The 13,453-nt window shown below is 26.4% G+C and carries 9 protein-coding genes; 2 read left to right on the forward strand and 7 right to left on the reverse strand.

Annotated features, from left to right (window positions below):
• Window positions 1-19: 19 nt before the first annotated feature.
• A complete protein-coding gene (gene hypB / locus CHF27_RS03000) occupies window positions 20-691 on the reverse strand; it encodes a hydrogenase nickel incorporation protein HypB (protein WP_115975899.1) in 672 nt (223 codons plus the stop codon).
• Window positions 692-929: 238 nt separating this feature from the next.
• On the opposite strand from hypB, the gene CHF27_RS03005 reads away from it, so the two are divergent.
• Window positions 930-1,853: a DUF5692 family protein gene (locus tag CHF27_RS03005; protein WP_115975902.1), complete on the forward strand. Its 924-nt coding sequence runs from the start codon at window positions 930-932 to the stop codon at window positions 1,851-1,853.
• Between the two features lie 84 nt (window positions 1,854-1,937).
• Here the strand turns inward: CHF27_RS03005 and CHF27_RS03010 are convergent, their stop codons facing one another.
• Window positions 1,938-2,309, reverse strand: coding sequence for a DUF6483 family protein (locus CHF27_RS03010; protein ID WP_115975905.1), 372 nt, complete (start codon window positions 2,307-2,309; stop codon window positions 1,938-1,940).
• A gap of 118 nt (window positions 2,310-2,427) precedes the next feature.
• The gene (locus tag CHF27_RS03015; RefSeq protein WP_115975908.1) at window positions 2,428-3,900 is read right to left on the reverse strand and encodes a protein adenylyltransferase SelO; all 1,473 of its coding nucleotides are present in this window, start codon (window positions 3,898-3,900) and stop codon (window positions 2,428-2,430) included.
• A gap of 192 nt (window positions 3,901-4,092) precedes the next feature.
• On the opposite strand from CHF27_RS03015, the gene CHF27_RS03020 reads away from it, so the two are divergent.
• Window positions 4,093-4,563 (forward strand): cupin domain-containing protein, encoded by a 471-nt coding sequence (locus CHF27_RS03020; protein WP_095405559.1) that lies wholly within the window; start codon window positions 4,093-4,095, stop codon window positions 4,561-4,563.
• A gap of 137 nt (window positions 4,564-4,700) precedes the next feature.
• Here CHF27_RS03020 and CHF27_RS03025 read toward each other — a convergent pair whose 3' ends face one another.
• From CHF27_RS03025 to CHF27_RS03040, 4 genes are all read right to left on the reverse strand, one after another.
• Complete coding sequence (locus tag CHF27_RS03025) at window positions 4,701-7,214, reverse strand: DUF7948 domain-containing protein (RefSeq protein WP_158534719.1); 2,514 nt, start codon at window positions 7,212-7,214, stop codon at window positions 4,701-4,703.
• Between the two features lie 61 nt (window positions 7,215-7,275).
• Complete coding sequence (locus CHF27_RS03030; RefSeq protein WP_095405561.1) at window positions 7,276-10,548, reverse strand: leucine-rich repeat domain-containing protein; 3,273 nt, start codon at window positions 10,546-10,548, stop codon at window positions 7,276-7,278.
• 294 nt (window positions 10,549-10,842) lie between these two features.
• The gene (locus CHF27_RS03035) at window positions 10,843-12,579 is read right to left on the reverse strand and encodes a methyl-accepting chemotaxis protein (protein WP_095405562.1); all 1,737 of its coding nucleotides are present in this window, start codon (window positions 12,577-12,579) and stop codon (window positions 10,843-10,845) included.
• A 306-nt stretch (window positions 12,580-12,885) separates the two neighbouring features.
• On the reverse strand, window positions 12,886-13,389 hold the full coding sequence (locus tag CHF27_RS03040; RefSeq protein WP_095405563.1) for a superoxide dismutase family protein: 504 nt from the start codon (window positions 13,387-13,389) through the stop codon (window positions 12,886-12,888).
• Window positions 13,390-13,453: the final 64 nt, after the last annotated feature.

A 13,453-nucleotide genomic window follows, 5' to 3' on the forward strand; every position in this document is an offset into this window, starting at 1 on the left:
CTAATTAACTATATTTTTATTAATTTACGTTCCAGTTTTTCACTTCTGTACGTATCCAATTTGCCCACTCATCAATTCCCTCACCCGTTTTAGAAGAAATTGGAAAAACCTTAATATTAGGATTTAATTTTTTCACATGCTCTTTAACTGACTCTAAATTAAAATCAAAATAATCTATTACATCCATCTTGTTAATTAATAAAACATCAACTATAGAAAACATTAATGGATATTTTAGAGATTTATCATGTCCCTCTGGTACACTTAAAATCATAACATTTTTTGATGCACCAGTATCAAACTCTGCTGGACATACTAAATTTCCTACATTTTCTAAGATTGCGAAATCTACGTCTTCTGTTCCAAGTCCTAATAAACCTTGTTTAGTCATATCTGCATCAAGATGACACATACCACCTGTATGCAATTGTATTACTTTTGTACCAGTTTTTGAAACTGTATTAGCATCTACATCTGAATCAATATCTGCTTCTAAAATTCCTATTCTCATTTCATCTTTCAAAGCCTCAATAGTTCTTAAAACAGTTGTTGTTTTGCCTGAACCTGGTGATGACATTAAATTTAATAAAAAAGTCTTATCTTTTTTTAATTCTTCTCTAAGCAAATTTGCTTGTTTATCATTATCTTCAAAAACACTTTGCTTAATCTCAAGTACCTTATATGTATCCATATCATCCCCACCCCCATTTCTGTTAAAATATATTTTTAATTTTCCCCAATTTTAATACTATTTTTTAACAGTGCCAAAAACACAGTTCTTGCTAGTATTATAGCACCAAATCTGTAGTAAAACATTAAATTAAAGCCTATCTACTAAATAAAACATATTAACCTATTGCTTTCATTTTCATATAAACGGTGCTAGAATATTTATGAACACTACTTTTAAATACAATTGGAGGGATTATATGTTCTTATTTGAAGCACAGCCAATCACCAATTGGCTTATGTTACTTTTAGTATTCATTTTATTAATTATACTAAATGAAATTGGACGCCGTTATAAGTGGGGTGGGATTTCACTATTCATAATATTACCAATCATTCTTACCTTCTTTGTCTGGCCAAAAACAACTTCTGGTACAAGTGTAAATGACTGGTTTCATTACGCAAAAGTTTATTCTGCTTTAGCAGGATGTATAGGATTTTGGCTAATCCGTAATTCAAAAGATGCAGTTAATAAAAAATGGGTCTTATGTTTCCCACCTTTAATTCTTGCAATTAATATCCTTGAAGCTGTTACTCGTGATTTTCAAATTGGATTATTAGGACTTACAAAAGAAGTATTTGAAGGAATAATGATGTATAGTGGTTCTTGGAATTATTTAAATGGTATCGCAGGTATTTTAAACATTATTACTATTACTGGTTGGATGGGCATATGTATTAGCAAAGATAAGAGCAAAGATATGCTATGGCCAGATATGTGCTGGTTCTGGATTATAGCTTATGATATATGGAATTTTGCTTACACTTACAACTGCCTAGGAGATCATGCTTGGTACTGTGGCATAGCTCTACTTTTAGCTCCAACTGTAACTGCATTTACACTTAAAAAAGGGGCTTGGTTACAACATCGTGCTCAAACACTTGCTCTTTGGTGTATGTTTGCTATGACATGTCCTTCATTCATTGATAACTCTCAATTTGCTGTTAAATCAACACAAAATCCAACTGCATTGTTTATCGTAAGTTTTATTGCTTTACTTTCAAATATAGCAGTATTCATTTACATGATCTATAAAGTTAGAAAGACAAAACGTAATCCATATAAGGATGAGCTTTATACTGATTTACAATGTTATGAAGAAGTAAAAGCATTTTCTAAGTAAAAAATAATTTCAGTGCTAAGTTTATATTCAATATCATAATTAAAAGAAATCAAGCTTTGCAAATTTCTGCAAAGCTTGATTTCTTTATATAATAAAATTTGGGACTTTATAAATTTCTAGAAGATCAGTTAAACCTTCCATTATTTCTTTTCTAGAAAAATTACATTCTTTTAGTTTATCGTCATCTAGCTCATTAATAGTTTGATAAAAATCAATTCCTAGTCTTAGGTAATCTTTATTAGATTCTTCTAAACTTCTAAAAAGCAGATCTTCAGCTTCACAAATTTTATTTTTTCTAAGTAATAAACTTATTTCTTTATATAGCATATCTGTTTCTGATAAATTAATTTTGTCATTTATTTCATACGTAATTGTACTTGTATTAAATATTAGGCTAGCTACTAGTCTAGATATATTTTCAATTTGTCTGAGTAACCAATCTTGTTTATATTCCATAATAGCTTTTCTCCTATCTTCTTATCTTTTCTTCTCTATATTATATCCTATTTTTGGTATATTTTATGATAAAAATTAGGAGAATCCTTCATATTTATATAATAATCAAATTTAAATATTATGTTCCACAAAAAGTTCTATAAGGACAATTAGAAGGTTTAGGTGGATTTGAATATTTCTCTTGATATTCTGAATGTTCATATGGTCTTGATATCGCATCAAGAAGCTTTCTCATAATATCAAAATTACCTCTATTTGCAGCTTCTATAGCTTCTTCTACCCTATGATTTCTTGGAATCACTGCTGGATTTGACTCCTTCATTAATTGATGTACTAGCTTATTTGACTGTGATTGCCTTTTAAGCCTTTCTTGCCACACCTTATACCAATTATAAAATTCTGTACTACTAAACATACCCTTACCATTGTTCTTATTGAAAGTTAATGCAATAAAAGTATTAGTATAATCTTCGTTATACTTTTCCATCATACTAAGTAAATCTTCAATAATAGTTTTATCTTGTGCTTCTTCTTTAAATATTCCAAGTTTTGACCTCATTTTAGATAACCAATTTAAATAGTATAAATTATTAAAATTAGAAATAGCATCTTGAGCTATTTCTATAGCATCTTTTTCATTTTCATGCAATAAAGGTAATAAAGTTTCAGCAAATCTACATAAATTCCACTGAGCCATAATAGGTTGATTTTTAAAAGCATAACGCCCATAAGTATCAATAGAACTAAATACAGTATTAGGATTATAATTGTCCATAAAAGCACATGGTCCATAGTCAATAGTTTCTCCACTAATAGTCATGTTATCAGTATTCATAACACCATGTATAAACCCAACAGTTTGCCATTTAGAAACAAGATTCGCATGAAATTTTATTACTTCATTAAGGAAATTAATATACTTATTCTCATCATCTTTTATATTTGGAAAATGTCTTTTTAAACTATAATCAGCGAGTTCCTTAAGCTGCTTCGTACTACCAAATCTTGATGCATACTGAAACGTACCAAATCTAATATGGCTAGATGCTATTCGAGTTAATATAGCGCCTTCTTTTCTAGTTTCACGAATTACAGATTCTCCAGTTTTAACTATTGCTAAACTTCGTGTAGTTGGAATTCCAAGACCATACATGGCTTCACTTATTATATATTCACGAAGCATCGGTCCAAGCGCTGCCCTTCCATCTCCTCCACGAGAATACGGAGTTCTTCCTGAGCCCTTAAGTTGAATATCATATCTTTCACCCAAAGGTGTTATTTGCTCACCTATTAATAATGCTCTTCCATCTCCTAACATCGTAAAGTGTCCAAACTGATGACCAGCATAAGCTTGAGCAATAAAAGCACCTTCTTTTATAGTCTTATTACCTGCAAGTATTGACACCCCATCATAACTTTTAAGAGAATCACTATTTAATCCTAGATATTTTGCTAAAGGATTGTTGAAAATAATTAATTTGGGTGATTTTACTTTATTTATATTAATTTTACTAAAAAATATTTTTGGTAGAGTACTATAGCTATTATCTAAATTCCATCCCATTTCTACAACTTCTTTTTTATTAGTCATTTTTCCTCCTTATCTGTTTCATATTTTTAGTGTATTGTATATATTTAATTAATATGCCCTTATTAATAATTTTAAATAACATTGTTTTTATTCTAATGTTTTTATGGATTCAATAATATAAATTATTTACATCATTAATACACATCATTAAATTTTTGATATAATAAACTTATTATACTTAGGAGGTACAATATGAAATCAGCACAATATTACATAGAAAAATTAGATATGACATCACATGTAGAAGGAGGATACTTCAAGGAATCAGTACTATCAAAAGATTTCTTTAGAGAAGACAAAAAATTATTTAGTAGTATATATTTCCTACTTGAAACTGGAGAGGTATCTCATTTTCATAGATTAACTTCTGATGAGATGTGGTATTACCACGATGGTCAAGCTCTAACTATATATATGATAACACCAGATGGTGAGCTTATAACTAAGCAATTAGGATTAGATATAGAAAAAGGAGAGGTTCCACAAGTTTTAGTTCCTAAAGGATATATATTTGGTTCTTCTATGAACAACGATGGATTTGCTTTAGTTGGATGTATGGTAGCCCCTGCATTTACTTTTGATGATTTTGAATTGTTTAAGAGAGATGAACTTTTAAATATGTATCCACATCTTGAAGATATAATAAAGAAGTTAACTAGATAAAATAATTTTTTATTTATGATAAAAAGTCATGCACATTTGCTTATTATTAAAAGAAGACGGAATAATTCGTTCCATCTTCTATGATAATAATTTTTTAGTCTGGAAAAATACTTACTACTATGAATAAGTTTTAAATTTTATCTATACAATAATCCCACAATTCCTGATATATAAAATGTATAATAATTCTTATCTATATCTTTTATATCATAACTTGCACTAATAATAACCTCAAAATCATCAGATTCAGGAATATCATCATTTAAAGATGTACATCCAAAATAAACGTCTTCACTAATATACCCTTCTTCAAGTGTATAAATCTTTAATTTATTTGCACAACAATTGCCTTTTATCAAAGCAATAGAAAAACTTATCTGAGGTTTTATACTTATCTCCTTATAATAGGCTAACACCTTTAACTTCGTACAAATTTCTCCTAAATCAACTTCCATCTCTTTAATTTCTTCCTTTATTCCAAAATTTTCTATATGAAAATCATTTATATAACAAGTAAGATTCTGAGCTATATGCATTGATATTTTATTTTTTTTAATCCGAGAAACTAAATTTATATCTCCTATCTTCAAATATCTACCTTGTTCTATCTTACTTACAAATATATCCCCATAGTCCATATAATCCTGAATTTTATTTTCCCTTGAAATATCAGTAGAGTCTGTATTACCTGTAATATAAATACATCCTTTTTTATCTACCGTTATATCACTTGAAATATCTTCTCCACTTCCTCCTAAATATGTTGAAAATACAATATTTCCTCCTAAATCTATTTTGAGCACAAATGCATCTTTCTTATTATTGTAGTAAAATAGCTCATTCTCAAGGATAAAATCGTCTGATGTTGTATAACCTGTTACATATATATTTTTATATTCATCTATTTCTAGTGCAGTGGCTACTTCTTCTTTATCTCCTTCTATTTTTTTAGAAAGTAGTATTTTATAATCATTACTTATTTTATATACTACTGCATGTCTATTTTTTGACTCTGTATCTATCATATATCCTGCTATATAAATATTTTCGTTCTTATCTACTTTAATAGAGTTTGCTTCTTCATAACTATATTCACTTATATATGTTGCAAACTTTATTTTGTTAGTTAAGTCATTAGGATTTATTTTAATTAGGTATATATTCTTTGAACCATCAAATGTGTGTATTTGGTTTATTAAAGGAAAGCCTGATGATAGTGCATATCCTGCTACGTATATATTTTTATTATCATCTACATATATTGATTTGCCTAAGCCTACTTGACTACCTAAAGTCGTTGAAAATAGAAGTTCTCCAATTTGCCCTTCTCTTTCATTTATTTTTATTTTACTTATAAATATATCTCCTTTTCCAATTGTATTTCCTATTTGATTTACAAGTGGAAAGTCCTCTGAATAAGTTCCACCTGTTACATATACATTTTTATCACTATCTAGATATATTGAATTTGAATAGTCGTCTTCATATCCTCCTAAATATGTTGAAAATACTAACTCTCCTATTTCTTCTGATGTTATTTCATCTTTTTTTATTCTTATTTTACATATAAAAACATCAAAGCCTTTTGAATAGTCATATATTTGATTTTTTACAGGAAAATCGTCTGAGTTAGTATTACCTGTTATATATATACTTTGTTCATCATCTATTGCTATAGATGTTCCTTCATCTATACCTCTTCCTCCTAGGTATGTTGAAAATACAATCTTTCCATATTTATTTATTTTACTTACAAATATATTCCAACTTGGCTTATATATCTCTATAGGATTTTTTAGTGGAAAGTCTATTGAAAATATTCTTCCTGTTATATATATATTTTCCTCTTCATCTACAGCGATAGAATTGCTATTATCTTCATCGTTTCCTCCTAAATAAGTTTCATATATTAATATTGGGTCTATTATTAAATCTATATTTGTATTATATTTTCCTATTTGAAAAGAAATATCTCTTCCTGATAGTATAAATTTACTTTCTACTTCTACCGTTTTATCTTCTATTATTTGATACGCTTTTGGTTTCCTCATAAGAACTTTAGAGTTGTTTACTTTTATTTCTAAATCTCCCTCTTTATTTAATTTAATATTAGAATTATTTTCAATGGTAAGTCTTATATCTTTAGGATTTGCTCCACTTTTTACGATAAAATCATAAGCCAGTCTTTTGTCTTTTTCATAATATACTAAGTCTATTGATTTATATATTTCTTTGTATATTAATCTTTTAAAAGCTTCTATATTTTTTATCCAGTTACTTTCATCATTTCCTTTTTGATAGGTAATATTTGCATTTAATTTATCTTGTCCTTTTATTTCAAGTTTTGAATTATAACTATTATTTAAATTAATTTTTAGTATATGAGCTTCTACTTCTTTAGGTTTTTTAAATAGTTTATTAGTAATAATTAGTTGTTTAAGTTTTTGATAAAATCTTATGTTTTCTTCCGATTTGTTTACTAAGTTTTTATTTTTTTCCATTAAGCAAAGTACAATTTGATTTTCTAAAAAAAGTGCATTATATTCTTTAGTTCTAATTGAGTATTTTATATCTTTATCTATATAACCACAATTTTTTTCAAAACTTAAAGGAATACCACGCAGTACTTCTTCTTTTTTTAAAGTATTCATTATCATCAACCTTTCTATTGAATTTTACTATAAGACAAAATACTTCTAATCTATAGTTTCATTATTTTTTATAATAAATTAAATATTCTTTAATATTGTCTATAGGTGTATAGTCACTTATTTGATTGTTAGATATATCTAAATGTGTTAACTCAACTAGATTAGCTAAGTCGTTTAAATTACTTATACTGTTATGCGATAAATATAGTAACTTCAAGTTAATTAAAGATTTAAGAGGACTTATATCATATATATTATTGAAACTTAGATCTAATCGTTCTAAATTCACTAATTCTTTTAACGCTGATATATCTTGTATATTGTTTAAAGGTAAATATAATTCTTTTAAATTTAATGCGTATTTTAAATATGAAATATCAGTAATATTACTTGCTTTAATATCTAAAATAGTAAAACTTAATAGGTCTTTTGTAGTAATTGATTTGTTATAGCTCTTTGGTCTTCTTAGAACTTCATTTAGAAGTATTTGTGTATTTATATCTATATTATTTAGTACTTTTTCTTTATCAAATAAATATATTTCAACAGTTCCAGAAAAATCTAAGCCATTATCAAATCCAAATACTATAGTATTTGGTACAATTATATCTTTAAAGATTATAGTGTTTATTTGTCTATTGTAATCTCCTTCGCCTGGTATTATCGATGGTGTTAATCTATTTCTATCTTTTAAGAAATCTAGTGCTAATTTAAATGTATTATTTTCATCTGAAACATTTTTAAAATCAATTTTTTGGTTCTGTGCACTGAAATTTATAAGTTGTAGTTTAGATATCGATAGTATTGAACTTACTTGATTATTATCTATATATAATTTTTCTAAATTTTTCATTTGAGATAATTCCTTGATATCTGTTATTTTATTTCTTGATATGAATAGTTGTTGTAAGTTTATAAGAGAAGATAATTTATTTACACTTGTTAAATTATTTCCATTTATAGATAGTATTTTTAGATTAAATAATTTTAATATAGGTTTTATATCTATTTTTTTATTATCATCTATATTTAGTGTTTCTATATTTATTAGACTTGACAATACACTTATATTTTCTATATTATTTTGAGCTAAATTTATATTTTTTAATTTGGTTAAGTTACTCAATACATCAATATCTTTTATACCTGTATTGTCTAAATATAACTCTGTAATATTCGTTAATTTATTTAAGCTTTTTATGTTTTTTATGTTTGGATTTGAGCTAAGATATAGTTTTGTGAGATTAATTAATTCTGAAATCTTACTAATATCAGAAATATTATTGTTTTTCAAACTTAAGGAAGCGAGATTTGTTAAATTTGAAATTTTAGATATGTCTGTTATTTCATTGTTATCCATTTTTAGATTTACCAAATTTTGTGCATATTGTAACCCACTTAAATCTTGTATCTTATAATTACTTGCTTCTAGTTGTGTAAATTTACTGTCTTCTAACTCTGATTGTAAAATCCCATAGTTACATTCTTCTCTTCTTCCTAGATAATTATTTATAGCTATCCTTAAATCTCTATCAAATACTACATTTATTTCTATATCTATATTTACTAAGAGTTGATAATAGTGTCTCCATTTATCTGTAGGATATTTACTAGTAAATCCTATTTTTTTTCTATACGGTATGTTTATATGACTATAATAAGAATATTGTCCTCTAACACGCCAACCATCCCACAAATCATCATAAACACGCAAATTACTGCCATCAAAATCTTTTAAGTTACTTAAATCTATTCTTAGTTCTTCTCCTTGAACAATCCCACATTTTATATCTATAATTTGATAATCCAAATCACATATAAATATTGGATTAGATACATTATACTCTAATGGTGTTAAGTTTGTTATCTGATTATACTTAAGTGTTATTTCTTCAAAGTTTCTTAAATTTTTTAAATTTCTTAAAGCTTCTATATTACTTATTTTATTGCTATTAAAATTTGCTTTTTCTAATCTAGGTAAACTTACTATTGGCTCTATATCACTTACTTTATTGTTATTAAAGTTTATTCTAACTAACTTAGGTAAGTTTTTTAAAAACTCTATACTAGTTATTTTATTATTTTCAAAATCTAATTGTACTAAATTGATTAGATTTTTTATAGTTTTTATACTCGTTATTTGATTGTTATTAGCACTTATTTTTATTAATTTCGTCAAACTACTTAAAGAATCTATATTAGATATTTGATTGTTATCAATACTTATTTTTGTTAACTTTGTCAAATCACTTAAAGAATCTATATTAGATATTTGATTGTTACTTATATCTAATTGAGATGTTTTAGTTAATTCTTTTAATATAGTTATATCAATTATTTCATTGTTATTGATATTAAGTTGTACTAGTTTTGTTAGATTTATTAAAGAATCAATGCTTTCAATTTTGTTATTTCCAAGTTTCAGATAATATAGATTGATTAAGTTTCTTAAAGGTTCTATGTCTACTACTTGATTGTTGGTAATATCAAGGTTATATAGTTTTGTTAAATCTTTTAAAGCATTTATACTAGTAATTTGATTATTTGGAATTTCTATTTGAAATAAATTTTTTAAATTCTTTAGAGGTTCTATATTACTTATTTGATTTGAACCCATATACACTTGTTTTAGTTCTATTAAATTTTCTAAAGTATCTATATTATTTACTTGATTAGTATAAAAATTTAAATCTTCTATATTTTTTAAGTTGGTTAAAGATTCTATGCTAGTTATTTGATTTTCATTTAAATATAACGTTACTAAATTTGTTAAGTTTGCTAGGGAATCTATATTACTTATTTGATTTGAACCCATATATATTTCTTTTAATTTAGTTAAGTTTGCTAAAGAATTTATATTATTTATTTGATTATAGCTAATATCTAATTTTTTTAATTCTATTAAATTTGCTAGTTTTTCTATATTACTTATTTGATTTCCATTAAGATTTAACTGCTCTAGCTTAGTTAGATTTTCTAATGAATCTATATTAATTATTTTATTTCCACTAATACTTAGTTGTTCTATATTTACTAAGTTAGTTATAGCATTTATGTCAATTATTTTATTCTCATCAAGATTTAGTTCTTTTATCTTTGTAAGACCTTGCAAATTATCTATATTAGATATTGAGTTGTAGTTAAGATACAAAATTTCTAGATTTATAGCATATTCTAATCCGCTTAAATCTGAAAATCCATACCCAGATGCATATAAACACTTAAAATCGATGCTTGATAAATCTTCTATTGTAATATCTTGACTGTAATCGTATCTACCTAGTTGTTGATTTATTGCTACTTTAAGCCTATCATCTGCTATTACATTCGCCATTGTTGTCACCTCTATATGTTGTCATTTCTTTCTATAAATCTATATAAGATATTAATATTTTGTCTTATAGTATCTATTTATGTAATTAATAGACTAATTGTTCAATTAGAATTTTATTTTCAAATAATTTCTTAGTTCTTTAGGTATGTAAATAAACTACATAATAAAATTCAGAAAAGTATATAATGTATTCTATAGAATAAAAAAAAGAAAGTGTCTCATTCAATAATTTTAAAAACATCATTTTGAGACACTCCCTTTCGTGGATTCCAATGGTAGATATGATTTATTGTATTATTCAAATTCGTTCATAGCAAAAGAACCCACTTCACCACTATTAAAATTTATATGTTTATAAGAACTATGTAAATCTTTTAACTTAAAGTTCTCAATAAGTGATTTTAACATCTGTGCTTGTCCACTTAATTCTTCACTAGCAGCGGCACTTTCCTCTGATGTCGCAGAGTTAGTTTGTACTACATCTGAAATTTGTTCTACTCCTAATGTAACTTGATTAATTGCACTAGCTTGTTCTTCAGATGCTTTAGCTATTTCATTAACTAATACATTTGTTATATTAGTTGTCTTAATTATTTTTTGAAGTGACTTCGCTGTATTATCTACAATATTTGTTCCATTCTCAACTGATTTTATTGAATTTTCAATAAGTATAGCAGTATTTTTCGCAGCTTCTGCTGATTTAGAAGCGAGATTTCTTACCTCATCTGCAACAACTGCAAATCCTTTACCAGCAGAACCTGCACGTGCTGCTTCCACTGCAGCATTTAATGCTAATATATTTGTTTGGAATGCAATATCGTCTATTGTTTTTATAATTCTTCCAATTTCATTAGATGTAAATGAAATTTCATCCATAGCTTTAACCATTTGTTTCATTTGCTCATCACCATTTTTAACTTGACGACTTGAACTTAGTGTTAAAGCATTAGCTTTTTTAGCATTATCTGCAGTATATTGAATTTTTTCAGATATTTCTATAATATTTGCAGATAACTCTTGAATTGCACTTGCTTGTTCAGTTGCACCTTGTGCTAACATTTGTGATTCACTTGCCACTTGTTCTGATGCTGCTCCAACCTCTTGGGAAGATAAATTTATTTGTGACATTGTTTCACTTAAACCATTAGTAATTTTGATTATAGAACTTTCAATATTTTTAAATACGCCTATATATTCTACTTCAGTCTCAACATTAAAATCACCTAATGCAATTGCTTCTAAAGTACGAACTGTATCATTTATAATTTCCTTAGTTTTCTTACTCATTTGACGTATGCTATTTGATAAATTACCCAATTCATCCTTTGATTCATAATTAATAGTAATATCAAAGTCTCCAATTGCCATTTTATTTGCAGCTCTTTCTATTTCTTCAATTGGATCTTTTAGACTCTTTGTAATATATGTAAATATAATTGCACCTATTGCCATAGCAAATAAGCTTACCCCTGTAGAAATAAACATTGTCTTTGATGCTGTATCTTGAACTTTTTTCTCAAATTTAATTCCTCTTGCTTCTGCCTGTTCATTAACAGTTATTGAATCTTGTATACATACATCAAATGCTTTCCTGTATTCCATTGTATATATATCTAGTGTTGTTCCCTTGTGATTTTCTTGCTGTCCCATGTTATATATTTTTTCATATTCTTGTTTTAATATAACTACCTTATTTTTAATCTCATCTATTAGTTTCTTATCTCCTAAAAAATGACCTTGAAGCATCTCTATTCTGTTGTATGCACTATCAAAGTCCTTTAAAATTAAAGTTCTATATTTTGCATAGTTATTTTCAAGAAATCCATTATTAATATTACTTGAAATAGAAACTAAATCCTTTCTAAGACCCATAGATTGATTTGTTACTAAATAAGGTCCCTCAAATAAATCTTTACTTAATTGTTGTGATTTTTTCAAATTGTATATCGCATAAAAATTTGCAAATCCTGCAAACATCATCAAAACAATAAAGGATATCATCATCTTTTTCCCTATTTTTAAATTCTTCATTATATATTCCTCCCAGTAACTTAATTTTCTACTATTAATAATTTAAGTTAATAAATATTTTATCTTGTTTTTTACTTTATTATCTTTAATACCCCAAGGAATTGAGTTTAATCAAACTTATACTCTAAACCAACAATCCCTTTATTTAATATGTTATACATCTATTAATAGTTTAAAGCTTTTTAACAAACTATTACACTTTAAACTTTATGGACGTTAGATAATATAAAAAACGTATTGGCTATTTAATTTAGACAATACGTTTTTTGTAAATTTCAATAGTGATGAAGAATTATAGAGATACTACTATTCAACAATAACTCCACAAGCCCATTTTGCACCTGAATTTCCTGCAGGTTGTGAAGTAAAATCATCATATCCTTCATGAAGTATAAAAGATTTTCCTATAACTTCGTTTACAGTAAATCTATTAGTAAATGTAGAAATTATACCTATTCCATTCGCAGATAAGATTGGTGGTAAATCCCCTGCATGCATAGGGTGTGCTGCGTTAGTGGGATTATAGTGAGATTTTGCAGAAGTAAATGGATTATTTTCATTTCCTACAGAACAATCTCCAACTTCATGAATATGTAATCCATGAAATGAACTAGTCTGATTATTTAGATTAGGAATACCAGTTATATATGCCTTTACATAGACCCCATCTTCTAATTGATATAAATATATGGTTCCTTTTATACAAGGTGCTAATGGCCCTCCTTTTATTTGAGCATATCCACTTGGTCTAGATGGATTATATCCAGAAAATATTTTTTGAATATCATACTTTGGACAAGAATTATCCATAATGTACCTCCTTATTGTGTAATAAGTTTATAGCGCTATATATCTTATGATTTATATTTCAAGA

Origin of the sequence: Romboutsia maritimum, assembly GCF_002251085.2 — a bacterium.
Classification (GTDB): Bacteria; Bacillota; Clostridia; order Peptostreptococcales; family Peptostreptococcaceae; genus Romboutsia_B; species Romboutsia_B maritimum.

Bases quoted from the DNA above. Each gene is read 5' to 3' on its own strand.
- CHF27_RS03010 (WP_115975905.1), bottom strand. From the start codon at position 2,309: ATGGAATATAAACAAGATTGGTTACTCAGACAAATTGAAAATATATCT.
- hypB (WP_115975899.1), bottom strand. From the start codon at position 691: ATGGATACATATAAGGTACTTGAGATTAAGCAAAGTGTTTTTGAAGAT.
- CHF27_RS03020 (WP_095405559.1), top strand. From the start codon at position 4,093: ATGAAATCAGCACAATATTACATAGAAAAATTAGATATGACATCACAT.
- CHF27_RS03005 (WP_115975902.1), top strand. From the start codon at position 930: ATGTTCTTATTTGAAGCACAGCCAATCACCAATTGGCTTATGTTACTT.
- CHF27_RS03030 (WP_095405561.1), bottom strand. From the start codon at position 10,548: ATGGCGAATGTAATAGCAGATGATAGGCTTAAAGTAGCAATAAATCAA.
- CHF27_RS03040 (WP_095405563.1), bottom strand. From the start codon at position 13,389: ATGGATAATTCTTGTCCAAAGTATGATATTCAAAAAATATTTTCTGGA.
- CHF27_RS03015 (WP_115975908.1), bottom strand. From the start codon at position 3,900: ATGACTAATAAAAAAGAAGTTGTAGAAATGGGATGGAATTTAGATAAT.
- CHF27_RS03035 (WP_095405562.1), bottom strand. From the start codon at position 12,579: ATGAAGAATTTAAAAATAGGGAAAAAGATGATGATATCCTTTATTGTT.
- CHF27_RS03025 (WP_158534719.1), bottom strand. From the start codon at position 7,214: ATGAATACTTTAAAAAAAGAAGAAGTACTGCGTGGTATTCCTTTAAGT.